Raw genomic sequence first — 25,938 nt, 5'->3', positions numbered from 1 at the left:
GCTCATGATCACCCGAGCACCACGATTTCGGCCACGTCGAAGGTGACGCCCACCGTGTCGCCGACCTCGGGCGCCTCGCGGAGCGCGCAGGCCGCCTCCAGGCGGGGGGCGTCCTCGGGCTGGAGGTGGACGGCCACGTGCGTGCCCCGGAAGGTGCGGGCGGTGACCGTGCAGCGCAGGCCGTCCGCCGCGTCGGCCAGCCGGACGCCGGACGGGCGGACCAGCAGGTCGCGCGGCCCCTGCGGGGAGCCGTCGGGCACCGGCAGCTTGCCCCAGGGCGTGTCGGCGGCCTCGCCGGCGACGTTCGCCTCCACGACGTTGTCGAAGCCGAGGAAGCGGGCGACGAACGCGTCCGCCGGGTGCTGCCAGACCTCCAGCGGCGTACCGGACTGGGCGATCCGCCCGTCGCGCATCACCACGACCCGGTCGGCGAGGGCGAACGCCTCGCCCTGGTCGTGGGTGACGGCGAGCACGGTGGTGCCCAGCCGGCCGAACAGCTCGCGCAGTTCGACGACGAGGCGTTCGCGCAGCGAGCGGTCCAGCTGGCCGAGCGGTTCGTCGAGCATCAGCAGCCGGGGCCGGGGCGCGAGGGCCCGGGCGAGCGCGACGCGCTGCTGCTCACCGCCGGAGAGCGCGCCGACGGCCCGCCGCCCCGCGCCCGGCAGACCGACCAGGTCCAGCAACTGCCGTACCCGCTCGCTCTGTTCACTCTTCGCCGTACCGTGCATGCGCAGCCCGAAGGCGACGTTCGCGGCCACGTCCCGCTGGGGGAAGAGCTGGTGGTCCTGGAACATCAGGCCCACGCCCCGCTTGTGGGCCGGCACCTTCGCCTGGTCGCGGCCGTCGAGCAGGATCCGCCCGGCGTCCAGCGGCTGGAGCCCGGCGACCGCCCGCAGCAGCGTCGACTTGCCGCTGCCGCTGGGCCCGAGCACGCACACCACCTCGTGCTCGGCTACCTCCAGGTCCACGGCGTCGAGCACGACCCGCTCGCCGAAGCGGACGGTCGCGGCGTCGAGGCTGAGCAGCATCTAGAACTCCCCCGTCCGGTCGGGCACGCGCAGGCTCTCCAGGACCAGCAGCGCCACGGCACACACCACCATCAGAATCGTCGACAGGGCCATCGCCTGCCCGTAGTTGAGATCCCCGGGCCGCGACAGCAGCCGGGCCACGGCCACCGGCAGGGTCGGGTTGTCGGGCCGCGCGATGAACACGGTCGCGCCGAACTCGCCCAGCGACACGGCGAACGCGAACCCGGCGGCGATCAGCAGCGCCCGCCGCACCATCGGCAGGTCCACCTCCCGCCACACCCGCCACGGCGACGCCCCGAGCACGGCGGCCGCCTCCCGCAGCCGTCCGTCCACCGCGCGCAGCACCGGCAGCATGGTCCGTACGACGAAGGGGACGCCGACGAGGGCCTGGGCGAGCGGCACCAGGATCCAGGAGCTGCGCAGGTCCAGCGGCGGAGTGTCCAGGGTGATCAGGAAGCCGAAGCCGACGGTCACCGCGGACACGCCGAGCGGCAGCATCAGCAGCGCGTCGAAGCCCCGCACCAGCCGTCCGGCGTCCCGGCGGGTCAGCGCGGCGGCGGCGAGCGCGCCGATCAGCAGGGCGATGCCGGTGGCGGCGACGGCGTACTCGAGGGAATTGCCGATGGCCTCGATGGGCGGGACGAGGAAGGTGTTGCCGTCCTGGCCGGTCAGCGCCCGGTAGTAGCCGAGGCCGCCGTCCAGGGAGCGCTGCACCAGCACCGCAGGCGGCAGCACGAGCAGCGCGGCGATGGTCAGCAGCACCCCGGCGAGGAGCGCCCACTGCCCCGCGCCGCGCGGCCGGCGGGCCGTGGTCGCCGCGTCCACCAGCTTCAGCGCGCTCTCCCGGCGCCGTACCGTCCAGGCGTGCACGGCGAGGATCGCGCCCACCGCGGCGAACTGGACGATCGTCAGGACGGCGGCGGTGGACAGGTCGAAGACGTCGGCGGTCTGCCGGTAGATCTCCACCTCCAGGGTGGAGTAGGCGGGCCCGCCGAGGATCTGGACGATGCCGAAGGAGGTGAAGCAGAACAGGAACACCATCAGCGCGGCCGCCGCGACGGCGGGCGCCAGCGCGGGCAGGGTGACCTTGCGCCAGGCGGTGAAGCGGGACGCGCCGAGCATCCGGGCCGCCTCCTCCTGCCGCGGGTCGAGCTGCGCCCACAGGCCGCCGACGGTGCGTACGACGACGGCGTAGTTGAAGAAGACGTGGGCGAGCAGGATCGCCCACACGGTGGTGTCCAGCCGTACGCCCCACAGGTCGTCGAGCAGCCCGCCGCGGCCGACCAGGGCCAGGAAGGCGGTGCCGACGACGACGGTCGGCAGCACGAACGGCACGGTCACCACGGCCCGCAGCAGCCGTTTGCCGGGGAAGTCGAAGCGGGCGAAGACATAGGCGCCGGGCAGCGCGAGGAGCAGGGTGAGCCCGGCGGAGACCAGCGCCTGCCAGGTGGTGAACCACAGCACGTGCCGGATGTCGGACTGGCCGAGCACGTCGGTGAGCCGGCCGAACTGCCAGGCCCCGTCGACCTTGAGCCCGCGGGCGACGATCGCGGCCACGGGGTAGGCGAAGAACACGGCGAAGAACGCGACGGGCAGGGCCATCAGCCCCAGCCGCGCCGCGCTCCCCGCGCGGTTCGTCCGGCGGACTACTTCAGTACGAGCGAGGTCCACTGCTTGACCCACTGGTCACGGTGGTCGGCGATGGCGCCGGGGGCCATGGTCTCGGGGTCCTTGGCCGCGGGGCCGTACTGGGTGAACTCGGCAGGCACCTTGGCGCCGTCGAGGACCGGGTAGACGAACATGTTCAGCGGCATGTCCTCCTGGAACTCCTTGGAGACCAGGAAGTCGATCAGCGCCTTGCCGCCCTTGGTGTTCTTGGCGTTGCTCAGCAGACCCGCGAACTCGATCTGCCGGAAGCAGGTGCCGGCCGCCACACCCGTGGGCGCGGTCTTCGGCTGCGGCTTGGCGAAGACGACCTCGGCGGGCGGGGAGGAGGCGTACGACACGACGAGCGGCCGGTCGCCCTTGGCCTTCTTGCCGCCGGCCGAGCCGGAGAACTCCTGGTCGTAGGCCTGCTCCCAGCCGTCGACCACCTTCACGCCGTTGGCCTTGAGCTTCTTCCAGTAGTCCTGCCAGCCGTCGTCGCCGTACTTGGCGGCGCTGCCCAGCAGGAAGCCGAGGCCGGGCGAGGAGGTCGCGGCGTTCTCGGTGACCAGCAGGTTCTTGTACTCGGGCTTGACCAGGTCGTCGAAGGTCGCGGGCGGGGCCAGCTTGTGGTCGGCGAAGTACTGCTTGTCGTAGTTGACGCAGATGTCGCCGTAGTCGATCGGGGTGACCCGGTGCTTGGCCTGGTCCAGCTGGTACTGCGCCCCTATGGAGCCGAGCCCCTTGGCCTGGTACGGCTGGAAGAGGCCGTTGTCCAGGGCGCGGGAGAGCAGGGTGTTGTCGACGCCGAAGAAGACGTCGCCCTGCGGGTTGTCCTTGGTCAGGATGGCCTTGTTGACGGCCTGCCCGGCGTCACCGCTGGTGAGGACGTGGACCTTGTATCCCGACTGCTTCTCGAAGTCCGCGAGGACGTTCTTGGACACGGCCCACGAGTCGTGGCTGACCAGCGTGACGGTCTTGGACTCGGCGGACGTCTTCTCGCTGCCGCCGCCCGACGACCCGCACGCGGACAGCGTGACGAGCCCGAGGCCGACCGCGACGACCGTGGCCTTCTTGGTGATGCTCACTGACATTCCTCCTGGAGGGACCAGGAAGAGACGCGGCCCTGCCCGGGACTCCTCACGGTGTCCCGGGCAGGGCGCAACAGCTCGAGTGATGACCGATCTCCCTACCCAGAATGACCTGGGCGAGGTTCGGAGGGTCTGCGGCCCTGTCCGCCGCACTCTCAGCGCTGTGGCGCTCCCCTGTCGGAATATGTAGATGTACTGACGCCAGTCAGATTACCGCTCGGTGGCGGCGAGCTGACCACACGCCCCGTCGATCTCCTGACCCCGGGTGTCCCGGATGGTCACCGGTACACCATGCGCGGCGATCGCCTCGACGAACGCCTTCTCGTCCTCGGGCCGGGAAGCCGTCCACTTGGACCCGGGCGTCGGGTTCAGCGGGATGAGGTTGACGTGCACGGGCTTGCCCTTGAGCAGCCGGCCCAGCCGGTCCCCGCGCCAGGCCTGATCGTTGATGTCCCGGATGAGGGCGTACTCGATGGACAGCCGCCGCCCGCTCTTCTCGGTGTACTCGAACCCGGCGTCGAGCACCTCGCGCACCTTCCACCGCGTGTTCACGGGGACGAGGGTGTCGCGCAGCTCGTCGTCGGGGGCGTGCAGCGAGATCGCCAGCCGGCACTTGAAGCCCTCGTCCGCGAACCGGTGGATCGCGGGCACGAGCCCCACGGTCGACACGGTGATGCCGCGCTGCGACAGCCCGAGCCCGTCCGGCGCCGGGTCGGTGAGCGCGCGAATGGCGCCGACGACCCGCTTGTAGTTGGCGAGCGGCTCACCCATGCCCATGAAGACGATGTTGGACAGCCGCGACGGGCCGCCGGGGATCTCCCCGTCGCGCAGCGCCCGCATGCCCTCCACGATCTGGTGCACGATCTCGGCGGTGGACAGGTTCCGGTCCAGCCCCGCCTGCCCCGTGGCACAGAACGGGCAGTTCATGCCGCATCCGGCCTGCGAGCTGATGCACATGGTGACCCGGTCCGGGTACCGCATCAGCACGGACTCGACGAGCGTCCCGTCGAACAGCCGCCACAGCGTCTTGCGGGTCGTCCCCTCGTCCGTCGACAGATGCCGTACGACGGTCATCAGCTCGGGAAACAGCGCCTCGCGCAGCTTGTCCCGCGCACCGGCGGGGATGTCGGTCCACTGCTCCGGCTCGTGCGCGTACCGCGCGAAGTAGTGCTGCGACAGCTGCTTGGCGCGAAACGGCTTCTCCCCGATCTCGGCCACGACCGCCTTGCGCTCGGCAGGCGAAAGATCGGCAAGATGCCGCGGCGGCGTCTTGGCACCGCGCGGCACGACAAAAGTGAGTTCTCCGGGCTTGGGCATGATGCATCCAGTGTCGCAGATCGACTGGCGTGGCCTGGGGCTGTCGGCTGCTACGACTGTCGGTAGTGGTCGTCACCGGTCGCCGCTGAGCGGCCTCGGACGGCCCAGGGACGGCCCAAAGTCGAGCGTTGCCACCTGGCATAGCGGGCCCAGCCAGCGACAAAGCAGACCTGCTGGACCGCGCATCGCGCTTCCGCCGGCCGGGCAGGCTGCCACCTTTGGTCTGCCCAGAGACACCGTTCACCCAAATTCACCAGGCGACCACTGGACAGTGCTGATTAAGCCCGATGCGAGTACCGGTAGCGGCGTGGTGTTCAGAAGCCTCCGGTGGCTCGCAAGTCCTTCAACACCTGCTCCCGATACTCCGGGCAGTAGACCGTCACGCCTATGGTCAGCAGCTCGTTTGCGTCCTCTTGCATCATCCCCCAGTCCCGCCCCGCTGGATACAGGTCCGGGCCGCTGAGGCTGAACATGTACCCAACGCTGTGCCCCAGGGCTAGTTCGTCGCACCACTTCGGCGGGAAAGCAAGGAGTTCCTCATCCGCCGGATGCCGCTCGGTATACGGCAGACTGGCGGCCGACTTGAGGTAGCGGCCCTCCTTGCTGCCCGTCGGCGTAGCCTTCGGATCGGCAGCGACGTAGCGACCTGTGTCTCTGCTTCCACAGGCGGTGACGCTGGCAAGCAAAACGACGGCCAGCACGATGGTAAAGCGACGCATGGTCCCCCCCAGGATCTGTGGTGCTGATGACCATCATGCGCTGGCTGGATGCGCCGTCCGGGCGCTGTGCTCGTGTTGTGACCTGTGCCCCGCGATGGAAGCCACCTCAGCCCACCACTCTCTCCAGCTCCCATCCCGTCCGCCGTCGACCCACACACCGTGGAGCGGGCGTGGTCCATGGCGTCCAGGTGGAGCGCGCCACTGTACGAACGACCTGGACGCCATGGGCCGCGTCTGCTCGGCTTTGCCTGGGTCGACGGCGGACGGGATGGGAGCTCCCCGCGCACGCCACCCACGGAGCCGCAGTCGGCGACGGCGCCCCCTCCATCCCGGTGCCGGCCGATCCCCCGCCGGAGGCATTGTTCTGACCTGGACCGCGCATGCGGTGATCGACCCATGGCCGTCGGCCCTATCCACACGTGGGCGCGCGTCGGCGCAGCGCGGGCGGAGCGGGCCGAAGGCAGGAGCGTCGCCCGCAGCGGAGCCGGGAAGCGCGCCCGGCGGAGCGGAGCGCAGCCGGGGCTTGATGAGGTAGAGAAACCTGTAACAGCTTGCTGGCCCGGAGTCCGGAAACGGCTAGGCCGCCGGCGTCGCGGGGACTTCGCCGTGCTCGAGGTAGATGGGTGCAGCCTCTTCGCGAGCTTGAGCGGCGCTCCTGATGCGGCGGGCCAGTCGGGGAATCGTCCGCTTCTCGATGTCCGCCAGAGATACGAAGTGGAAGGCCCGAAGCTCGTCGGCCCCCAGCTTGACCTGGTCGATCAGTTCCGGTGCAAGCTGTCCGCCGTCGAACAGGTACAGGACCTTGTCGCCCTCCGCGTCGTTGGGCGCCCAGTCGACGGCCAGTAGCCGCCCCAGCGAAACGGAGATCCCCAGTTCCTCCCACACCTCCCGCACGGCGGCCTGCAACGGTGATTCCCCTACTTCTACGTAGCCGCCCGGCACGTCCCAGTAGTCCTTGTAGGTGGGCTCGACCATCAGCACTCGGCCGTGGGGGTCAAAGAAAAGCGCACCCGCGGCCATACGCGGATGCGCCATCTTCGCTTCATGCTCGCTCGGTGCCATGGGGCCGAGCGTACCCAGCTCACACGACGTGCAGGCGGTCGGCCAGCTCCGCAAGAGTCCGGCTCGGCCGGCCGCGCTGGTTGCGCACCCACGTCAGCACCAGCTCGCGAGCCATGTAGTGGCTTCGTACCTGCTCCGGTGCCCATTGCTCGGCTTCGAGGATCAAGGACAGAGCGTCGTCCATCCGGTTGTGAGCACTGAGGGCGCGGGCCACTTCGAGGTTGTGCCGCGTCCGCCGCTCAGTGGGCAGATTCTGGGTGTCGATCTGCGGGCCGAGGTCTACGGCGACCTGCATGTCCCCCAGCTCAGCCGCCGTGGCCACCCTGTGAATGGCGACGTTGGTCGGGCCGAACGCGGTCCACATGTGATTCGCATCGTGCCCGAGCTGCTGTGCTGCATGATCAGCTTCGGCGAGGAAAGCGCGGGTCGGTGGCTGAGGCTCTCCGAGCCCACATGGACGCCTTCAAGCCGGTCGAAATCACCTTGCCCTGGCGCAAGCCGGACGGCCCTAAGGTATCGGCCCGTCTCCTGTTCACGAACACCGCGGGGGGGCTCGTCTGGCGCAGCAACTTCAACATCCAGGAGTGGAAGCCTGCCCTCGCGTCGGCTGGTCTGATCGCGGAGGCCGGGGAGAACGGCAAGTACCAGTCCGCCCGCGAGCACGGCATGCACGCCTTGAGGCACTTCTACGCCTCGGTGCTGTTGGATGCGGGTAAGGGCATCAAAGCCGTGAGTGAGTACCTGGGGCACTCTGAACCTGGGCTGACGCTGCGGGTGTACGCACACCTTTTGCCGTCGAGTCAGGAGCGTACGAGGAACGCTATCGACGACATCCTCCGCAACTGACTGAACTCAGCACACATTGTCGAACGGGCGGCACCTGGTGGGTGCCGCCCGTTCACAACTAACGGTGTCCTCACACTGCTACTAGCCAGCCGTCCATCACTACACGATGTGGACGCGCTCGAGCTCGCCGCTGGGGCTACGCAGGAGCACATCGTCACCTTCCTTCATGCGCTCTTCAAGAAACGCGTAGACCTGTACCGCTCTGTTGATCACGTCTGTCTTGGTTAGCCCGGTTGCCTCCACCAGCTTGCTGATCGCCTCCACAGCCGGAGGGACCAGCGTGACGGAGTACCGCTCATTCGCTGGCAGACGGCTCTTCGTCGATGCCATACACACCTCCTTTCGGGCCTCATCCCAAGCGAATCCTAGTGCTTCTTTGCACCCAGTCCGCATACCTAGACCTGCATGGTTGCACCCAGCATGCCACTGTTGGGTGCAAATACGCACCTACCAGTGCTACGGTAAGCACTCGACCTCATTCCGGGAGGTCGAACACGAGAGAGGAAGGGACTGTTGAACGACCACTTACAACTACCGCTTCATACCTAGTGCAGATGTGAGCGTCTGCACGGTCTGAAGGAAGGAGGAAGCCATGACCAGCGACTGGCTGCGACCGGTTCCGATCTAGGCAAAGGGCCTTCATCGCGATCCGGGCCGAGGACCGGCTACTGCCTAAGCAAGGTGCTTAGAACCCCTGTGAGCCGGGCCTGAAAGTAGCCCACATGAGCACTAACGATGTGATCCCGTTCAGCAGCGAACAGCCGAGCGGCTCCGCCTACGTGAAGATCACTACGACTCGCACTGGTCCGACCTTCGCTGCATCCGTCCCTGGCCAGGAGGCGAGCCGCATGCTCGAGACGAGTCAGCTCGCATTCGGTATCTGCGGGACCGTTATCGGCCCTCCGGTAATGGCGAAGGGTTTGGCCCTGTCCGGCACCGGGATGCCGTGGCAGGTCGCTGCTGCGCTTCTCTCCCTGGCAGCCATCTTGCCTCTGGCGTGCTACACGGTGGCCACGCGCCGCCGGGCCTAGCGCTTGAGCCCGCCCCGTCACACGAGGCGGGCTCAGTCACGTTCTCACGGCCCAATGACGGCCCCACAGGCTGCTGGGCGATAGCCCCATCCCGCAAAACCCCTGGCCAGAGCGCCACTAAGCCGCCGAAACAGTAAGTTCTCCGGGCTTGGGCATGATGCATCCAGTGTCGCAGATCGACTGGGGTGGCCTGGGCTGTCGGCTGCTATGACCGTCGGTGGTGCGCCGGGGCCCCACCAACCAGGACCTTGGCTTCCTGATCGGGTCGCCGCCGGCGGAGGAAGGCCCGGGTCTCCACCAGGAGGATGCCGGTAAGCGTGAATCGCTCCCTTTTATCCATATTCTGCATCCATGGTTATCGACTACGCGGCAGTGTTCCAAGCATTGCCGGGCGCGGTCGCTCTGCTGACTCCCGATCTGGTCTTCGCCGACGCCAACCTCGCGTGGCTGCGCCAGGCCGGACGCAGCCGCGACCAGGTGGTGGGCCGCTACCTCTTCGACGCCTTCCCCGGCAACCCGCAGGACCCGGCGGCCTCCGGCGCCCGCCACCTGGAGGCATCCCTGCGCGCGGTCCTGGCCAACCGCGAGATCGACATGGACCTGCAGCGCTACGACGTGGAATCCGCGCAGCGGCCCGGCCATTGGGAGGAACGCTACTGGAGCTCGGTCAACGCGCCCCTCTTCGCGCCCGACGGCCACATCGCCCTGGTGATCCACCGCGTCGAGGAAGTCACCGAACTCCTGCGCGCCGCCGGCCGGCCGGACGGCTCACGCCAGCTCGAGGCCGAGCTCTTCAGCCGGATGCGGCAGCTGCACGAAGTCAACGAGCGCCTGCGTCGCGCCCACGCCCGCGAGCGTGAGGTCGCCCTCGCCCTGCAGCGCGCCATGCTCCCCGTGCCGCCCTCGCTCGGCGATCACCGGTTCGCCGTCCGCTACCGGCCCGCGGTCGGCTCCCTCAATGTCTGTGGCGACTGGTACGACCTGGTCCAGCTCCAGGACGGCGACAAGATCGCCGTGGCCGTGGGCGATGTCGTCGGCCACGGTCTGGAGGCCGCAGGCATCATGGGCCAGCTCCGCAGCGCCCTGTCCGCCACCTCTCTGGTCGCCACCGGCCCCGCACAGGCCCTGGAGGTCCTCGGCAGGTACGCGCATTGCGTGACCGGCGCCGAGTCGACCACGGCGGTGACCGCCTTCATCGACTTCAGCCGCCGCCTCATCACCTACTCCAGCGCCGGCCACCCCCCTCCGGTCCTTCTTCGCGGCGACGGCACTGTGGAGTTGTTGGACCAGGCGACCGATCCGCCGCTGGATGCCGTCTTCGAGTCCAGCCCTCGGCCGGAAGCCACCACCGCCTTCACCGACGGCGGCACCCTCCTGCTCTACACCGACGGCCTCATCGAACGCCGCCACCAGGACATCGACACCGGACTCGGCCAACTCACCGACGCCCTGATCCGCCACAAGGCACTCACCACCCCGGAAGCACTCGCCGATGCCGTCATGAACGACCTGATCCCCGCCGAAGGCGTCACGGACGACACCGCCCTGGTCGTCGTCAGTCTGTGAGGTGTCTTCAGTGCTCTCACTGCGTGTCCCCGCCCGCGATGCGGCACAGGACCCGCACCACCCGAAGAGATGACGCGGTCCCTCCCCCGCGGCTGCGACTCCACCTGTCAGGCGGCCCAGAACTTCCGTCGCCTGCTGAGCGTGCCGGTTCTCCAGGCTTGGGCACGGTGCGACCAGTGGCGCAGGTCGACTGGGGTGGCCCGGGCGGCCGCCGGCGACGGCTGCCGCCGGTGATCGCCGGCGGGCGTCGTCGAGGCCGTCGCCGGTGGGTTTCGCCGGGGCCGTCGCCGGTGGGCGTCCTCGGAGGTCCGGGGGCGCGGTCGGTGGGCGTCCTCCGAGGTCCGGGGCCGTGGTCAGTCGCGCACGTGCAGGGCGAAGCCTGTGCGGCCCTCGGGCTCCAGGCCCTCCTTCAGTCGCAGTGACGGGATCTCGTAGTCGCCGAAGTTCTGGGGGCGGAACGCGATCGGGGTGGTCGACTCCAGGGTGAGCAGGCGCTCGGTCCAGGCCTTGGCGATGTCCGGGTAGTCCTCGTCGGTCAGGCGGTCGGTGCCATGGAGGACGAACGGGGGCAGGACCTCGATGCCCGGGTAGTACAGGATGCCGTGGTGGATGGGGAACAGCAGGTCGTCGATGGGGCCGTTGATCCCGCGCGCCGAGTAGTGCGACTGCGGGCCGCCGACGGTCACCGACAGCAGTGCCCTGCGGCCCGCGAGGGTGCCCTCGCCGAAGCGTTCGCCGTACTTGGTGTCGCTGTGCTCGCCGACGCCGTACGCGAAGTGGTAGGTGAACACCCGGTCCACCCAGCCCTTGAGGATCGCGGGCATCGTGTACCACCACAGCGGGAACTGGAAGATGACCATGTCGGCCCACAGCAGCTTCTCCTGCTCGGCGCGGACGTCCGCGGTGAGCGCCCCCGCGTCGAAGGCACGGCCCGAGTCCCGGGCCACCCTGAGCGGGCTGGAGGCGTACGGGCCGTAGTCCGAAGCGTCCACGACCGCCTTCCAGTTCATCGCGTACAGATCGCTCACCCGGACCTCGTGCCCGGCGCTCTCCAGCGTGGAGACCGCGAGATCCTTCAGCGCGCCGTTGAGTGACTTCGGCTCCGGGTGGGCGTAGACGATCAGCGTCTTCATGCGTACTCCTCGGGATCGGATGCCTTCGATCCTGGGCGCCGAGGGGCCGGATGTTCAGGGACGCGTCGTCCGTCGGACGGGACTTCCTGGTATCGGCAGGGCCACCTTCGCCGGCTCCGGCGCCGCGATACTGGGGACATGGACGATCTCGCGGGATTCCTTCGGACCCGGCGTGCCCGGATCGACCCTGCGGCCGTCGGCATCCCCACCGACAGCCGCCGCCGGGTGCAGGGGCTGCGCCGCGAGGAGGTGGCGCACCTGTCCGGCGTCAGCGTCGACTACTACGTACGTCTGGAGCAGGGCCGCGCGACCCAGCCCTCCGAGCAGGTCCTCGACGCGCTCGCCCGGGTCCTCGGTCTCGACGAGACCGAACGCGGGCATCTGCACCGGCTCGCCCGCCAGCCCCGCCGCCGCGCGAAGGCGCCGGCCGCCCGGGTCCGGCCGGAGCTGCTGCGCGTCCTCGACCTGGTCCCCGGCGCTCCCGCGGTGATCATGAACCACCGCCTGGACGTGCTCGCCGGGAACCGTCTCGCCCACCTCCTGTACGGCCGGCCGATCCCCGGCCTGAACACCGCCCGGCACCTCTTCCTGGAGGAGGCCGAGCGGGGTTTCTACGCCGACTGGGAGACCTGCACCCTCGACGTGGTCGGGCACCTGCGCCTGGCCGCCGGCAAGTACCCCGACGACCCGCAACTGGCCTCGCTCATCGGGGAACTCGCGATGGGCAGCGAGCGCTTCCGCCGCCTGTGGGCCCGCGCGGACGTGCGCGCCCGCACCCACGGGCGCAAGGCGTACCGGCACCCGCTGGTGGGACTGCTGGAACTACACCAGGAGAACTTCGCGCTGCCCGACGCCTCGGGCATGGAGATGCTGGTGCTGTCCCCCGCCCCCGGCAGCACCACCGAGGACGGGCTGCGCCTGCTCGCGGGCCTGGGCGCGGACAGCGACGAGGCCCATCCGGTGACGAAGGGCAGCCAGGCCCATCAGGCGGCGAAGGGCAGCCAGGCGCGTCCGGTGGCGAAGGGCCACGAGGCGCGTCCGGCGGTGCGGGCCAGGGCCCGCGAGTAGCCCGGCGGCCACCGGCCCGCGCAGGGTCAGGCCGCCGCCCGGGCCGGGGTCTCGGGCCGGACCTCCTGGCGTACGACGGGCCGGCGGCGGGTGGGCGTGCCCAGGGTCGGGTGGGCCACCGACCAGGCCGCGCCCTTGCAGATCAGCTCCTTGTACAGCGCGGCCACGCGGCCCGTCAGGGCGCGGTCGACCGCCCGGTCGTCGGCGGTGACGAACTGGATCAGGCCGTTCTTGCGGCCCAGGGAGATGCACTGCTGGGCGTAGCGGATGGGAACGCTGGGGATCTTGGTGCCGGTGAGGCGGGCGGCGAGGGCGTCTGCGGCCTGCCAGGCCATGGGGATGCCCGAGGCGCAGGACATCCGCAGCGGCTTGTCGCCCGGGCCCATCGCCATCGCCGCGTCGCCCACGGCGTACACGTCCTCGTGCGAGACCGAGCGCATGGTGGCGTCCACGACGATCTGGCCGCGGTCGGTGACCTCCAGCGTGGTGGCCCGGGCCAGGGGGTGGACGGCGAAACCGGTCGTCCAGACCGTGACGTCGGCGGGGAGGGTGCGGCCGTCGGCTGTCGTCACGGCGTCCGCCTCCACGGCGGTGACCTCGGCGTGTTCGTGCACCGTGATGCCGAGCCGGTCCACCACCTGGCGCAGGTGGGCGCGGCCCTTCTCGGAGAGCCAGTCGCCGAGGCCCTCGCGGACGGTCAGGGCGACGTCGAGGTCCGGGCGGGCCCCGGCGATCTCCGTCGCGGCCTCCACTCCGGTCAGGCCGCCGCCGACGACGACCACGGGCCGGCCGGCCTCCAGCGCGGCCAGGCGGTCGCGCAGGCGCAGCGCACCGGGGCGGCTCGCCAGCTCGTGGGCGTGGGTGGCGGCACCGGGCACCCCGCCGTCGTTCCAGGCGCTGCCGAGGGCGTAGACCAGGCTGTCGTACTCCAGTTCCTCGCTCCCGTCGGCGGTGGCGACCGTCACCGCCTTGCGGTCCACGTCCACCGCGGTGACCTTCGCACGCTTCAGCCGCACCCCCGTGCCCGCGAACATCTCGTCGAAGGGCCGGGGCCTGAGGTCCTGGCCGGTCGCCAGCTGGTGCAGCCGGACGCGCTCGACGAAGTCGGACTCGGGGTTGACCAGGGTGATGGTGACGTCCTCCCGGCGCAGTCGCTTGGCGAGGCGGCCGGCGACGACGGCTCCGGTGTAGCCGGCTCCGAGGACGACGATGCGGTGCTGCATGGGCCTGCTCCTGTCTGCGAGGTTCCGCCGCTGTCTGCGCGGTGTCGCCCCTTGAACCGGGCAGCCCGGCGTTCCCTGACAGGGTTGGCTTGTGATGTGGGTCACATCGCATCGGCGGGTGCCTCACCGCGTGCACAGCGGGTCCCTCGGAGACCGTGCAGCGGGTCTCTCAGGGCCTGTGCAGCGGATCCGTCAGAGCGTGTACAGCGGTTCCCCGTGGTCCGTCGCCGCCCACTGCTCGCTGGCGCGGACGAGCTTGTCCGGGTTGACCTGGCTGCGCAGCGCGACGATGCCCTGCTCGGTGACCTCCAGGCAGGTGATCCCGACGACCCGGCCGTCCACGACCGCGACGACGGCGGGTTCGCCGTTGGCCGTCGCGGCGTAGATCTCGGGCGCGCCACCGACGTAGGCCCGCTTGGCATCGCTGGGCTTGAACAGGCCCCGCAGGAACTTGGCGACCGCGAGCGCGCCCTCGAAGCCCTTCGCGCGGGCCGGGACCTTCCCGCCGCCGTCGCCGACCGACACGGCGTCCTGGGTGAGCAGGCGCACGAGGGGTTCGGTCCGGCCGCTCGTCGCGGCGGCCAGGAACTCCTCGACGATCTTCCGGGCGGCGGCCTCGTCGATCTCGGTGCGCGCCTTGCCCTGAGCGACGTGCTTGCGGGCCCGGTGGTAAATCTGCTGACTGGCGGCCTCGTTGATGTCGAGGATCTCGGCGATCTCCCGGTGCGGGTAGGCGAAGGCCTCGCGCAGCACGTACACCGCCCGCTCGTTGGGCGACAGGCGCTCCAGCAGGACGAGGACGGCGTACGACACCGACTCGCGCTGCTCGACCGTGTCGGCCGGGCCGAGCATCGGGTCGCCGTCGAGCAGCGGCTCGGGGAGCCACCTGCCCACGTAGGTCTCGCGGCGGGCGCGGGCCGAGGTGAGCTGGTTGAGGCAGAGATTGGTGAGGACCTTGGTCAGCCAGGCCTCGGGCACCTCGATCCGCTCGACGTCGGCGGCCTGCCAGCGCAGGTACGTCTCCTGCACGGCGTCCTCGGCCTCGCTCGCCGAGCCGAGCAACCGGTAGGCGATGGCCTCCAGCCGGGGCCGGGCCGCCTGGAACCGGTCGACGTCACTCGCGATACGCGCCATGCGCGCCATCCTAGGCCGCCGTTTCCGGCGGTCCGCCGCCGAGACCCGGCCGTCGCCCCGGCGGGGCTGGTCCGCCGGGGAAACGGCCGGGTCCGGGTCCGAAGGGGAAACGTCGGGTGGGTTCGAAGGGGAACGGCCGGGTCCGCGTCCGGGAAGGAACGCAGGGCCGCCGGGTCTACGCGGCCGTCCGCTCCAGGTGCTCCTTGAGCAGTTGCTCGTTGCGCGGGAACTCCTTGCGCACCTGGGGACGTACGACGAGCGGGATCATGACCTTGCCGAGGCCGTGGCCCTCGAAGTCGAGGTCCATGGTCAGGCGGGTGCGCCGGCCCTCGTCGAGGGGGGTGACCTCGCCGTGGAAGGTGCCGCGCACGGCGCCGTCGATCCCGTGGACGGTCCAGGAGCGCCCGGGCTCGTACTGGGTGCACTGCATCGTCATCGGGACCTCGCGGCGGCCGAGGTGCCGGGTGACCCGGACCCGGGAGCCGAGTCCGAACGGGCCGTCGTCGAGTTGCTCGGCGGACACCGCGCTCGCCTGCCACTCGGGCAGATGGGCGGGGTCGGTGACGTAGGTCCACACCTCGTCGGGGCGGCAGTCGAGAACGATCTCATCATGGAAACCGGACATGGTGGCCCCCTTTCCAGGGCGAGCCGGTTCGGGGCTTATACCCGAAATCGTCCCACCGCGCCCGCCGGCCGGCCATCCAGGATTGAAGGCCGTACGACGAAGCCCCGCCCTCGTACGGAACGTACGGGAGGACGGGGCTCCACGGTCTGCGGGCCGCCGGTCAGCCGGCGCCGACGAACAGCACCAGCAGCAGCCAGACCACCGGCGCCGTCGGCAGCAGCGAGTCCAGGCGGTCCATGATGCCCCCGTGGCCCGGAAGCAGCGTGCCCATGTCCTTGATGCCCAGGTCGCGTTTGATCATCGACTCGCCCAGGTCGCCCAGCGTGGCGCTGGCCGCGACCGCGAGGCCCAGCACCAGACCCTGCCACCACGTGCCGTCGTCGATCAGGAACTGCAGGCACAGCGCGCCGGCCACCATCGCGAACGTCACCGCGCCCAGCAGGCCCTCGCGGGTCTTGCCGGGGCTGATGCGGGGGGCCAGCTTGTGCTTGCCGAAGCGCCAGCCGACGGCGTACGCGCCGGTGTCGCTGACGACGGTGAGGAGCAGGAAGGTCAGCACGCGCCACGGGCCGTCGTCCGCGGTCAGCATCATCGCGACGAACGTCGCCAGGAACGGGACGTAGAAGGCGGCGAAGACACCCGCCGTGACGTCCTTGAGGTAGCCCTCCGGCGGCTCGGTCATCCGCCAGACCAGCACCGCCAGCGCGGTGAGCGCCATCGCCACCCACGCGCCCTCGGCGCCGCGCACATACCCGGCGACCACCATCGCGGCGCCGCCGACGGCCAGCGGGACGAGGGGCGCGCGGATCTCCTTGCGCTCCTGCAGCCTGCTGGTCAGCTCCCACAGGCCGACGACGACGGCGACGGCGACCACGCCGACGAAGACGGCCTTGACGATGAACAGGGAGGCGATGATGACCGCACCGAGCCCGACGCCCACGCCTATGGCGGAGCTCAGGTCGCGGCCCGCGCTCTTCTTCTGCGGGGCGGGCGCCGGCTGCGGGGCGTCGGGCATGGGCTCCGGATTCTGGTCGCGGAAGGTGTCGGTACGGACGCTGTCGTCGCGGAACAAGGGGCCGCTCAGCCGAGCGGCCCCCCGGTCGTCATCCTGGTCTCCGCCATGAGCGGGTCCGTCGGGCACGATGGGCATGGGGCGAGTCTGCTGCGCTTCCTGCGCATCGTACGCGGGACCCGCCGGGCCGGTGCCCGGGACGGGCTCCTGGCCGGCGGCACCCCAGTACCCGGCCTGCCCGGCGTGGGGCGGCGCCCCCCAGGAAGAGTCGTTCATCAGACCTCGAGCAGCTCCGCTTCCTTGTGCTTGAGCAGCTCGTCGACCTGGGCGACGTACTTCGCCGTGAGGTCGTCGAGCTCCTTCTCCGCACGGCGGCCCTCGTCCTCGCCGACCTCGCCGTCCTTGATCAGCTTGTCCAGGGCGTCCTTGGCCTTGCGGCGCACGGAGCGGATGGAGATCTTGGCGTCCTCGCCCTTGCCGCGGGCGACCTTGATGTACTCGCGGCGGCGCTCCTCGGTGAGCTCGGGGAACACCACCCGGATGATGTTGCCGTCGTTGCTGGGGTTGACGCCCAGGTCGGAGTCGCGGATCGCCTGCTCGATGTTGCGCAGCGCGCTCTTGTCGAACGGGGTCACCACGGCCATGCGCGGCTCCGGCACGGAGAACGAGGCCAGCTGGTTGATCGGCGTCGGCGCGCCGTAGTAGTCGGCCACGATCTTGTTGAACATCGCCGGGTGCGCACGACCGGTGCGGATCGCGGCGAAGTCCTCCTTGGCGACCACGACGGCCTTCTCCATCTTCTCCTCGGCCTCGAGGAGGGTCTCTTCGATCACCACTTGCTCCTGCGTGTCTTGAGTAGGCCCGGCTGCGGTTCCTTGGCTGTGGTCGGCTGCCGGCTGCGTCGCGTCTTCTTCCTGCACGGTTCCCGACCGGTAGGACATTGTCCATCCCCGGGTCGGGGTCCGGGTGTCTCTCCGGTCAGGGTCCGGGTGAAATCCGGTCGGGTCCGGTGATGCCCGGTCAGTCCCGGCTGCCCTGGTCACCCACAAGCGTGCCGATCTTCTCACCCTTGACGGCGCGGGCGATATTGCCCTCGGTCAGAAGCTCGAAGACCACGATCGGGAGCTTGTTGTCGCGGCAGAGCGTGATGGCGGTGGCGTCGGCGACCTTCAGGTCGCGGGTGATGACCTCGCCGTAGCTGAGGTGGTCGAACTTCACCGCGTCGGGGTTGGCCTTCGGGTCGGAGTCGTAGACCCCGTCCACGCCGTTCTTGCCCATGAGGAGCGCCTCGGCGTCGATCTCCAGGGCGCGCTGGGCGGCGGTGGTGTCGGTGGAGAAGTACGGCATGCCCATACCGGCGCCGAAGATGACCACACGGCCCTTCTCCAGGTGGCGCACGGCACGCAGCGGGATGTACGGCTCCGCGACCTGGCCCATGGTGATGGCGGTCTGGACGCGGGAGACGATGCCCTCCTTCTCCAGGAAGTCCTGGAGGGCGAGGCAGTTCATCACGGTGCCGAGCATGCCCATGTAGTCGGAGCGGGCCCGGTCCATGCCGCGCTGCTGCAGCTCGGCGCCGCGGAAGAAGTTGCCACCGCCGATGACGACCGCGACCTGCGCGCCGTCGCGCACGACGGCGGCGATCTCACGGGCGATCGCGTGCACCACGTCGGGGTCGACGCCCAGCCCACCGCCGCCGGAGAAGGCCTCTCCGGACAGCTTCAGCAGAAACCGGCCGCGTACTTTGCCGTCGTCGCTCTTCTCGGGCTTGGTGGTCATGGGAATCCCGCCTTTTTCAACGTGGTGCACATGCGAAGAAGGCCATTGCCGGCGGGGCGTGGTTCACATCCCATGCGGCAATGGCCTCCTCGTCAGATCTGCTGCCGTCCGTCACGCGCGCGTGTGTGACGCCGTACGCGGGCGGCAGGGACGACTGATGTCGACCCTATCGGGGTCGCGCGTCGATCGCCGTACGGACTCAGATGCCGACCTTGATGCGCGCGAAGCGCTTCAGGGTGACACCGGCCTCCTGGAGGACCTTCTCGACGCTCTTCTTGTTGTCCAGCGCGTAGGGCTGGCCCAGCAGGGTGGCGTCCTTGAAGAAGCCGTTGAGGCGACCCTCGACGATCTTGGCGATCGCGGCCTCGGGCTTGCCCTCGGCGCGGGTGGTCTCCTCGGCGATGCGGCGCTCGGACTCGACGACGTCGGCCGGGACCTCGTCCTTGGAGAGGTACTTCGGCGCGAAGGCGGCGATGTGCTGCGCGATGCCCTTGGCGACCTCGGCGTTCGGCTTGTCCAGCTCGACGAGGACACCGATCTGCGGGGGCAGGTCGGGCATGGTGCGGTGCATGTAGGCAAGCACGAAGCCGTCGGAGAACTGCGCGAAGCGGTCCAGGACGATCTTCTCGCCGAGGTTGGCGTTGGCCTCGTCCACGAACGCCTGGACGGTCTTGCCGGGCTCGATCTCGGAGGCGAGCAGGGCCTCGATGTCGGCCGGGGAGGTCTTGGCGACGTGCTCGGCGATCGTGTTGGCGACGGCCTGGAACTTGTCACCCTTGGCGACGAAGTCCGTCTCGCACTTCAGCTCGACCAGGACACCGGAGGAGTTGTCGTCGGCGATGATCGAGACCACGGCGCCGTTCTCGGCGGAGCGGCCCTCGCGCTTGGCGACGCCCTTCTGGCCCTTGATGCGGAGCGCCTCGACGGCCTTCTCGACGTTGCCCTCGGCCTCGTCCAGCGCCTTCTTGCAGTCCATCATGCCGGCGCCCGTGAGCTCGCGGAGCTTCTTGACGTCGGCGGCGGTGTAGTTCGCCATGAGTCTGTGAGTCTTTCTCGAAGTCTGGAGGATCGAAGATCTGCGGGGTACGGCCTCCATACAGGCGGAGGCCGCTGTCCTGCCGCTGACCTACGGGTGAACGGCGGGAGCGGACTTCACACCGCGCCCGGGGGCGTGGGATGGCGTACCGCTCCCGCCGTCAACGCTGACGCCGGCGGGTCAGGCCTGCTCGCCCTCGGCGGCCTTCTCGCCCTCGGCGGCCGGAGCGGCCTCGGCGGCGGGGGCCTCGGCAGCCGGAGCCTCGGCGGCCGGAGCCTCGGCGGCGGGGGCCTCGTCGGCCTTCTTCTCACCCTCGAGCAGGTCGCGCTCCCACTCGGCGAGCGGCTCGCCCTCGGCCTTCTCGCCCTTGCCCTCGCCACCGCCGGAGCGGGCGATGAGGCCCTCGGCCACGGCGTCGGCGATCACGCGGGTGAGCAGGGTGACGGAGCGGATCGCGTCGTCGTTGCCCGGGATCTTGTAGTCGACCTCGTCGGGGTCGCAGTTGGTGTCGAGGATCGCGACGACCGGGATGTTCAGCTTCCGGGCCTCACCGACGGCGATGTGCTCCTTCTTGGTGTCCACGATCCAGACGGCGCTGGGCACCTTCTGCATCTCGCGGATACCGCCGAGGGTCTTCTCCAGCTTGGCCTTCTCGCGGGAGAGGACCAGGAGCTCCTTCTTGGTCAGACCGGAGGACGCGACGTCCTCGAAGTCGATCTGCTCGAGCTCCTTCAGGCGCTGCAGGCGCTTGTAGACCGTCGAGAAGTTGGTGAGCATGCCGCCCAGCCAGCGCTGGTTGACGTAGGGCATGCCGACGCGGGTGGCCTGCTCGGCGATGGCCTCCTGCGCCTGCTTCTTCGTGCCGACGAACATGACCGTGCCGCCGTGGGCGACGGTCTCCTTGACGAACTCGTAGGCGCGGTCGATGTACGACAGCGACTGGAGCAGGTCGATGATGTAGATGCCGTTGCGCTCGGTGAAGATGAAGCGCTTCATCTTCGGGTTCCAGCGACGGGTCTGGTGACCGAAGTGGACGCCGCTCTCCAGCAGCTCCCGCATCGTGACGACGGCCATGGCCGTATCTCCTTGAGTTTCTCGGTTGTGCCGCGTCCGCCGGACGGCGGTCGCGCCTGACGCCCGCGGTGCGCCGTGCCACGAAGGACCGAGGGGCGCTGATACGGACCGTTTCCGGTGGCCGTACCGGGGCGTGCGAAGTCGACCCGGTGGCCCGGATCGCCAGAAGAAGTGTACGGGACCGGCGGGGCCCCGGGTGACGCCGCTGTCCACAACCAGGGAGTGGTCCACAGCTTCCGGCCGCGGCGGGCGGGATGCGGGACCGTCTGACCCATGGGGACACAGCGATACGCACGGGTGATGTGGGTGGTGCTGCTGGGGCTCGCGACGGGGGGCCTGGCGCCGCTGGCGTGGGCGCGGGGGCCGGCGCCGGGGCCGCCCGGCCCGGGGGCGGCGGTGCCGGCGGTGGCGACGGTCTGGCCGGTCGGGGTGCGCCCGCGCGTCCTGCGCGGGTGGTCGCCTCCCGCCTCCCCGTACGGTCCGGGGCATCGCGGGGTCGACCTGGCGGCCGCCCCGGGTACACCTGTGCGCACGGTGGCGGCGGGCCGGGTGTCGTTCGCGGGGCGGGTGGCGGGCAAGGGGGTGGTGTCGGTGGAACTGCGGGGCACGGGCACGCCCCCGTTGCGCACCACCTACGAGCCCGTACGGGCGTCGGTGCGGGCGGGCGACCAGGTCCCGGCGGGGGCCGTGATCGGCACGGTGGAACCGACGGGCTCCCACTGCACCACGTTCCCCTGCCTGCACTGGGGCCTGCGCAGAGCCGGCACCTACCTGGACCCACTGCAGCTGCTCCCGCCACGCCTGCGCAACGGGGGGCTCTCACGACTGCTGCCGGTACGGGGAGTCCCGCTGCCGCCGTAGGGGCGGGCGGGCTGGCGCTCGCAGCCGCGCCCCCTTGGTCGCGCCTGACGGGCGGTCCGCCCGGACATCCGGGACGCGGGGGCGCGGGGCGCGGCGGTCCGCCCCGGGCACCCGCGACGTGGGCGGTCAGCCCGATACGCCCCGCAGCACCATCGCGACCGCTGCCTCGGCGATCACCGCGGGTTCCTCCGCCGCGCCGAGCTCCAGCCGGCGCACCGCCGCGTCCACGACGCCCTGCACCAGCATGGCCGCGAGCCGGGGCTCGGCGTGCCCCAGTTCCCGCAGCGCCTCGACGATCATCGCGACGAGGCCGCCGTGCGCCGCCCGGATCTTCTCCCGCGCACCGGCGTCCAGCTCGCTCGCGGAGATGGCGACCACGGCCCGGTGCCGCCGGTCCCCCACCAGCTCCAGCTGGCTTCGCACATACGCCTCGACCCTGGCCCCGGGCCCGTCCGCCGCGGCCATCGCCGCCTCGACCTCCGCCGCCCACACGGGGAAGTCGACCGCGCACAGCTCCTCGACGACGGCCGCCCGCGACCGGAAGTACTCGTAGACGGACGACCGCGCGAGGCCCGTCCGCTCGGCGAGGGCCGGGAACGTCAGCGCTTCGGTGCCGCCCTCGGACAGCAGGGAACGGGCCGCGTCCAGCAGGGCGGCCCGCTGCATCGACCGGTGCTCGGCCACGGAGGCCGCTCGAATCCTTGGCACGTCAACCACTGTACGGACGCACCACCCGGGACGGGAGTCACTCACCGTTCACGGCCCGCCGCGCCCGCCCGGGCCGGCCCGGGCCGGCCCTCGCCGCCCGCCGGCACCTCAGCGCCCGAAACTGGCCAGCTTCGCCCGCAGCTGCAGCACCGACTTGGTGTGGATCTGGCTGACCCGGCTCTCGGTGACGCCGAGCACGTTGCCGATCTCGGCGAGGGTGAGGCCCTCGTAGTAGTACAGCGTGACCACGGTCTTCTCCCGCTCGGGCAGCGTGTTGATCGCCCGGGCGAGGAACCGTCGCAGCTCCCGGTCCTCGGCGACCTCCACCGGGTTGTCGGCGGCGGTGTCCTCCAGCGTGTCCATCAGGCTCAGCCGGTCGCCGCTCTCGCCGCCGACGTGCAGCAGCTCCTCCAGCGCCACCACGTTGGCCAGCGACAACTGGCTGAAGACCGCGTGCAGTTCCTCCACCGGGATGCCCAGCTCGGCGGCGACCTCCTGCTCGCTCGGGGTGCGCCGCAGCCGCGCCTCCAGCGTGGCGTAGGCGCGCTCGACGTTGCGCGCCTTCTGCCGGACCGAGCGCGGGATCCAGTCCAGCGCCCGCAGCTCGTCGATCATGGCGCCGCGGATCCGGGTGATCGCGTACGTCTCGAACTTGATCTCCCGGTCGATGTCGAACTTCTCGATCGCGTCGATCAGCCCGAACACCCCGGAGGAGACGAAGTCGGCCTGCTCCACGTTCGGGGGCAGCCCCACGCTCACCCGGCCGGCCACGTACTTCACCAGCGGCGAGTAGTGCAGGATCAGCTGCTCCCGCAGCCGTTCGTCTCCCGTCGCCTTGTACGACCGCCAGAGCTCGTCGAGCGTCGAGGGAGCGGGCGGCCGCACGCTGCCACCGTCACGGGCGGCTGAGGGGATCGCCGCCCGGTCGGACCCGGAAGTGTGCTGGGGCATTCGTCGCCTTGTGCCGTTCTGCTGTGCCGTACGCGTGAAAGGTGGGATGTCGTCGCCGATCCTCGTGAGCGTAGCGTGACTGAGAGATCGCGGTGTGCGAACAAGGGGTGCTCGCGGATCCGCAGATACGTTCCGCTGGACGCCCCCGCGGAGGGCGGCCCACACCGCGCGCACGCGCCGCGGGGCGCCAACTCGCCGCCGTTTTCCTGGGCTTCACGCTTCCCCCGGACGGGCGAACGTCTGCCGTCAGCCCGGCCCGCGACCGCTTCTGGCCGCCAGCACGGCCTGGCGTGTCAACTTCCAGTCGTCGCCGTGTCGTTCGACGTAACCGAGTGCTCTCAGTTCGTACAGTCTCGCGATCGCGTCGTCCCGGGTGGTCTGCGCGTCACGCGCGATCTCGGCGACGGGCGCGGCGCGCCGTCCGGGCAGCGCGGCCAGGACCCGGCGGGCGCCGGCGGGCAGCAGGTCGCGCGGGAGGACCGGTCCGCGCCGCTCCGGGGCCAGTTCGCCGATGTCGCCGACCAGTTCGACGACTTCGGCGGCGTCGGTGACCAGGGTGGCGCCGCCGCGCAGCAGTTCGTGCACCCCGGCGGACAGGCCGCTGGTGGCCGGTCCGGGTACTCCTATCGTGTGACGGCCGAGGCGCTGCGCGGCCCGCGCGGTGACCAGGGAGCCGCTGCGGTGGGCCGCCTCCACCACGACGCTGCCCCGGGTGAGGGCGGCGATGACCCGGTTGCGCAGGATGAACCGGCTCGGCGTCGGGTGGTCCCCGGGCGGCAGCTCCCCGACGACCAGCCCCTGCTCCGCGATCCGGCCGATCAGCCCGGCGTGCCCGCGCGGGTAGGGCCGGTCGACGCCGCAGGCCAGCACGGCGACGGTGGCGCCGCCCGCGCCGAGGGCGCCGCGGTGGGCGGCGCCGTCGATGCCGTAGGCGCCGCCGGAGACGACGACCCAGCCGCGCTCGGCGAGGCCGGCGGCGAGGGTGGCCGCCATGTGGGCGCCGTACTCGGTGCAGGCGCGGGCCCCGACGACCGCGACGGACCGCAGCGCCCACATCCGCAGGCTGGGCCCGCCGCGCACCCACAGCCCCAGCGGGCGGGCGTCACCGAGGTCGTCGAGCTGGCCGGGCCACTCGGGGCTCCCGGGCGCCACGAACCGCACACCGGCGGCCCGCGCGGCGGCCAGGTCCGCCTCGGGCTCGGCCCGCGCGGCCCGCGCCAGCAGGCCGGCCCACCGCCGCGCGCTCACGCCCGGCAGGGCGGGCCCGCCGGCCCGCAGCCGCCGGACGACCTCCCGCACGCCCAGTTCCCGCACCCACCGCCCGCCGGCCTCGTCCCCGGGCTCGACGACCCGGGTGAGGAAGACCCGGCCGAGCAGTTCCCCGGCCGCTGCCGGGGCGCCGGTCATGCGAGCGCTCCGATGGCCATGGGGACACCGCGCGGGACGCCCGTGCGCAGCTGCAGGGCCAGGGCGACGTCGGCGGCGTCGGGCCGGTCGTGGCCCACGAGGTCGGCGACGGTCCAGGCGACCCGCAGGACCCGGTCGAGGCCTCGGGCGGTGAGGACCCCGCGCTCCAGGCTCCGCTCGGCCTCGTCCATGGCGCCGGAGGCGGCGTGCCAGCGGGTGCGCAGCTCCCGGCCGGGGACCTCGCTGTTGGTACGCCAGGGGGTGCCCGCCAGCCGGGCCGCGGCGCGCTCACGGGCCGCCCGGACGCGGGCGGCGACCGTCGCCGTCGACTCGCCGCCGGGGCCGCGCCGGGCGAGTTCCGCCCGGCCCACCGCGTCCACCTCCACGCGCAGGTCGACCCGGTCGAGCAGCGGTCCGGAGATCCTGGCCTGGTAGCGGCGGATCGCCGAGGGCGGGCAGTCGCACAGGCTGTCCTTGAGCGAGAAGCGGCCGCAGGGGCAGGGGTTGGCCGCGAGCACCATCAGGAACTTCGCCGGGAAGCGCACCACGCCGGCGCTGCGCGCGATCACGACGTGCCCGGACTCCAGGGGCTGCCGCAGGGCGTCGAGCGCGTGGCTGGTGAACTCCGGCGTCTCGTCCAGGAACAACACGCCTCGGTGAGCCAGGGAGACCGCGCCGGGGCGCGCGATGTGGGGGCCGCCGCCGACAAGGGACTGCATGGTGGCCGAGTGGTGCGGGGCGCAGTAGGGCGGGACGTCGATCAGCGGCTTGCCCGGCGGCAGCAGCCCGGCCACCGAGTGCACGGCAGTGACCTCCAGGGACTCCTCCCTGGTGAGCGGCGGCAGCACGGCCGGCAGCCGCTCGGCGAGCATCGTCTTGCCCGCGCCCGGCGGTCCCTCCAGGAAGAGGTGGTGCCCGCCGGCCGCGGCCACCTCCACCGCCGTGCGCGCCGAGATCTGACCGACGACGTCGGCCAGGTCGTGCCCGGGGTCCTGCTGGGCGGCGCCCGTGCTGTGCATGCCGGTGGCCGCACCGGTGCCGGGCACGCGCAGTCCGGCCAGCAGCGGGTCGGGGCGGCCCGGCTCGTCGGGTTCCTCCTCGGGGACGGGCTCGTCGGTCAGGACGGCGATCAGCTGCCGCAGGCTGCGCACCCCGAGCACCGAGACGCCCGGCACCAGCGAGGCCTCGGCGGCCGCGCACTCCGGCACGACCACCTGCTCGTAGCCCGCGTCGGCGGCGGCGAGGACGGCCGGCAGGATGCCGCGCACGGGCCGCACCCGCCCGTCCAGCCCCAGCTCGCCGATCATCACGATGTCCGCGAGCACCCGGGGATCGATGCGCTCGGCCGCGCCCAGCACCGCGCAGGCCACGGCCAGGTCGAACCCGCTGCCGGCCTTGGGCACCGAGGCGGGCGAGAGCCCGACGGTGAGTTTCTTCTGCGGCCACTCGGCGCCCGAGTTCACCACCGCCGCCCGGACCCGGTCACGGCTCTCGGTCAGGCTCTTGTCCGGCAGGCCGACCAGGGTGAACGCGGCGACGCCCGGTTCGAGGTCGGCCTGGACCTCCACGACCACGCCCTCCACGCCGACCAGGGCCACGGAACACGTCCGCGCGAAGCCCATG

Annotated in this window: 25 protein-coding genes, 1 pseudogene and 1 riboswitch; of the genes and pseudogenes, 5 read left to right on the top strand and 21 right to left on the bottom strand. The window is 71.2% G+C overall.

The genetic code is table 11. The features are described from left to right. Nucleotides 1-8: 8 nt before the first annotated feature. From ACF1AL_RS30770 to ACF1AL_RS30740, 7 genes are all read right to left on the bottom strand, one after another. Nucleotides 9-1,028: an ABC transporter ATP-binding protein gene (locus tag ACF1AL_RS30770; RefSeq protein WP_391819737.1), complete on the bottom strand. Its 1,020-nt coding sequence runs from the start codon at nucleotides 1,026-1,028 to the stop codon at nucleotides 9-11. Beyond that, nucleotides 1,029-2,630 carry an ABC transporter permease gene (locus ACF1AL_RS30765; RefSeq protein ID WP_391828273.1) on the bottom strand — a complete coding sequence of 534 codons (1,602 nt, stop codon included), beginning with the start codon at nucleotides 2,628-2,630 and terminating at the stop codon, nucleotides 1,029-1,031. Between the two features lie 44 nt (nucleotides 2,631-2,674). Next, nucleotides 2,675-3,766, bottom strand: a complete 1,092-nt coding sequence (locus ACF1AL_RS30760) for a thiamine ABC transporter substrate binding subunit (protein ID WP_391698338.1) — start codon at nucleotides 3,764-3,766, stop codon at nucleotides 2,675-2,677. A gap of 74 nt (nucleotides 3,767-3,840) precedes the next feature. Then, nucleotides 3,841-3,949: riboswitch (TPP riboswitch) on the bottom strand. A gap of 24 nt (nucleotides 3,950-3,973) precedes the next feature. Beyond that, the gene (gene rlmN, locus ACF1AL_RS30755) at nucleotides 3,974-5,080 is read right to left on the bottom strand and encodes a 23S rRNA (adenine(2503)-C(2))-methyltransferase RlmN (protein WP_366837270.1); all 1,107 of its coding nucleotides are present in this window, start codon (nucleotides 5,078-5,080) and stop codon (nucleotides 3,974-3,976) included. Nucleotides 5,081-5,394: 314 nt separating this feature from the next. Continuing rightward, nucleotides 5,395-5,799 carry a hypothetical protein gene (locus ACF1AL_RS30750; RefSeq protein WP_391828271.1) on the bottom strand — a complete coding sequence of 135 codons (405 nt, stop codon included), beginning with the start codon at nucleotides 5,797-5,799 and terminating at the stop codon, nucleotides 5,395-5,397. A 576-nt stretch (nucleotides 5,800-6,375) separates the two neighbouring features. Then, a complete protein-coding gene (locus tag ACF1AL_RS30745; protein WP_391828269.1) occupies nucleotides 6,376-6,861 on the bottom strand; it encodes an NUDIX domain-containing protein in 486 nt (161 codons plus the stop codon). 19 nt (nucleotides 6,862-6,880) lie between these two features. Then, nucleotides 6,881-7,225 (bottom strand): hypothetical protein, encoded by a 345-nt coding sequence (locus ACF1AL_RS30740; RefSeq protein WP_391828267.1) that lies wholly within the window; start codon nucleotides 7,223-7,225, stop codon nucleotides 6,881-6,883. Nucleotides 7,226-7,287: 62 nt separating this feature from the next. Here ACF1AL_RS30740 and ACF1AL_RS30735 point away from each other — a divergent pair. Continuing rightward, nucleotides 7,288-7,707: pseudogene (locus ACF1AL_RS30735) on the top strand (tyrosine-type recombinase/integrase); the annotation flags it as partial. 99 nt (nucleotides 7,708-7,806) lie between these two features. Here ACF1AL_RS30735 and ACF1AL_RS30730 read toward each other — a convergent pair. After that, nucleotides 7,807-8,037, bottom strand: coding sequence for a hypothetical protein (locus ACF1AL_RS30730; protein ID WP_391828265.1), 231 nt, complete (start codon nucleotides 8,035-8,037; stop codon nucleotides 7,807-7,809). A 392-nt stretch (nucleotides 8,038-8,429) separates the two neighbouring features. On the opposite strand from ACF1AL_RS30730, the gene ACF1AL_RS30725 reads away from it, so the two are divergent. Together ACF1AL_RS30725 and ACF1AL_RS30720 are read left to right on the top strand one after the other, a co-directional pair. After that, complete coding sequence (locus tag ACF1AL_RS30725) at nucleotides 8,430-8,738, top strand: hypothetical protein (RefSeq protein ID WP_391828263.1); 309 nt, start codon at nucleotides 8,430-8,432, stop codon at nucleotides 8,736-8,738. A 351-nt stretch (nucleotides 8,739-9,089) separates the two neighbouring features. Then, entirely contained in the window at nucleotides 9,090-10,304 is a 1,215-nt protein-coding gene (locus ACF1AL_RS30720) for a PP2C family protein-serine/threonine phosphatase (protein ID WP_391698334.1), read from the top strand. Between the two features lie 353 nt (nucleotides 10,305-10,657). On the opposite strand, the gene ACF1AL_RS30715 is transcribed toward ACF1AL_RS30720, so the two are convergent. Next, on the bottom strand, nucleotides 10,658-11,437 hold the full coding sequence (locus ACF1AL_RS30715) for an NAD(P)H-dependent oxidoreductase (protein WP_391819735.1): 780 nt from the start codon (nucleotides 11,435-11,437) through the stop codon (nucleotides 10,658-10,660). Nucleotides 11,438-11,575: 138 nt separating this feature from the next. Between ACF1AL_RS30715 and ACF1AL_RS30710 the strand changes: the two genes are divergently transcribed. Then, nucleotides 11,576-12,505, top strand: a complete 930-nt coding sequence (locus ACF1AL_RS30710) for a helix-turn-helix transcriptional regulator (protein ID WP_391819733.1) — start codon at nucleotides 11,576-11,578, stop codon at nucleotides 12,503-12,505. 26 nt (nucleotides 12,506-12,531) lie between these two features. Here ACF1AL_RS30710 and ACF1AL_RS30705 read toward each other — a convergent pair whose 3' ends face one another. From ACF1AL_RS30705 to rpsB, 8 genes are all read right to left on the bottom strand, one after another. Continuing rightward, nucleotides 12,532-13,728, bottom strand: a complete 1,197-nt coding sequence (locus ACF1AL_RS30705; RefSeq protein WP_391828261.1) for an NAD(P)/FAD-dependent oxidoreductase — start codon at nucleotides 13,726-13,728, stop codon at nucleotides 12,532-12,534. A gap of 192 nt (nucleotides 13,729-13,920) precedes the next feature. Further along, nucleotides 13,921-14,862, bottom strand: coding sequence for an RNA polymerase sigma-70 factor (locus ACF1AL_RS30700; RefSeq protein WP_384214417.1), 942 nt, complete (start codon nucleotides 14,860-14,862; stop codon nucleotides 13,921-13,923). A 175-nt stretch (nucleotides 14,863-15,037) separates the two neighbouring features. Then, nucleotides 15,038-15,487 carry an SRPBCC family protein gene (locus ACF1AL_RS30695; protein ID WP_391698323.1) on the bottom strand — a complete coding sequence of 150 codons (450 nt, stop codon included), beginning with the start codon at nucleotides 15,485-15,487 and terminating at the stop codon, nucleotides 15,038-15,040. A gap of 160 nt (nucleotides 15,488-15,647) precedes the next feature. Beyond that, a complete protein-coding gene (locus tag ACF1AL_RS30690; protein WP_384214421.1) occupies nucleotides 15,648-16,775 on the bottom strand; it encodes a phosphatidate cytidylyltransferase in 1,128 nt (375 codons plus the stop codon). After that, entirely contained in the window at nucleotides 16,775-17,332 is a 558-nt protein-coding gene (frr, locus tag ACF1AL_RS30685; protein WP_366837262.1) for a ribosome recycling factor, read from the bottom strand. Before frr ends, ACF1AL_RS30690 begins: the two co-directional genes overlap by 1 nt. Nucleotides 17,333-17,519: 187 nt before the next feature. Next, nucleotides 17,520-18,278: a UMP kinase gene (pyrH, locus tag ACF1AL_RS30680; protein WP_391819729.1), complete on the bottom strand. Its 759-nt coding sequence runs from the start codon at nucleotides 18,276-18,278 to the stop codon at nucleotides 17,520-17,522. 199 nt (nucleotides 18,279-18,477) lie between these two features. After that, nucleotides 18,478-19,314: a translation elongation factor Ts gene (gene tsf, locus ACF1AL_RS30675; protein WP_366837259.1), complete on the bottom strand. Its 837-nt coding sequence runs from the start codon at nucleotides 19,312-19,314 to the stop codon at nucleotides 18,478-18,480. Between the two features lie 180 nt (nucleotides 19,315-19,494). Beyond that, on the bottom strand, nucleotides 19,495-20,388 hold the full coding sequence (gene rpsB / locus ACF1AL_RS30670; protein WP_366837258.1) for a 30S ribosomal protein S2: 894 nt from the start codon (nucleotides 20,386-20,388) through the stop codon (nucleotides 19,495-19,497). Between the two features lie 273 nt (nucleotides 20,389-20,661). Here rpsB and ACF1AL_RS30665 point away from each other — a divergent pair, with 273 nt between their 5' ends. Beyond that, complete coding sequence (locus ACF1AL_RS30665) at nucleotides 20,662-21,249, top strand: murein hydrolase activator EnvC family protein (protein ID WP_391828259.1); 588 nt, start codon at nucleotides 20,662-20,664, stop codon at nucleotides 21,247-21,249. Nucleotides 21,250-21,375: 126 nt separating this feature from the next. On the opposite strand, the gene ACF1AL_RS30660 is transcribed toward ACF1AL_RS30665, so the two are convergent. The 4 genes from ACF1AL_RS30660 to ACF1AL_RS30645 form a co-directional block, all read right to left on the bottom strand. Further along, nucleotides 21,376-21,933, bottom strand: a complete 558-nt coding sequence (locus ACF1AL_RS30660; protein WP_391828318.1) for a TetR/AcrR family transcriptional regulator — start codon at nucleotides 21,931-21,933, stop codon at nucleotides 21,376-21,378. Nucleotides 21,934-22,065: 132 nt separating this feature from the next. Continuing rightward, nucleotides 22,066-22,908 (bottom strand): RNA polymerase sigma factor WhiG, encoded by an 843-nt coding sequence (whiG, locus tag ACF1AL_RS30655; RefSeq protein ID WP_366837256.1) that lies wholly within the window; start codon nucleotides 22,906-22,908, stop codon nucleotides 22,066-22,068. Between the two features lie 246 nt (nucleotides 22,909-23,154). Further along, nucleotides 23,155-24,315, bottom strand: coding sequence for a DNA-processing protein DprA (gene dprA / locus ACF1AL_RS30650; protein ID WP_391819725.1), 1,161 nt, complete (start codon nucleotides 24,313-24,315; stop codon nucleotides 23,155-23,157). After that, nucleotides 24,312-25,937: a YifB family Mg chelatase-like AAA ATPase gene (locus ACF1AL_RS30645; protein WP_391828257.1), complete on the bottom strand. Its 1,626-nt coding sequence runs from the start codon at nucleotides 25,935-25,937 to the stop codon at nucleotides 24,312-24,314. Before ACF1AL_RS30645 ends, dprA begins: the two co-directional genes overlap by 4 nt. Nucleotide 25,938: the final 1 nt, after the last annotated feature.

The organism is Streptomyces sp. NPDC014801 (assembly GCF_043082085.1).
In the GTDB taxonomy this organism is placed as follows: domain Bacteria; phylum Actinomycetota; class Actinomycetes; order Streptomycetales; family Streptomycetaceae; genus Streptomyces.
This window is presented reverse-complemented; position numbering and strand designations above follow the sequence as displayed.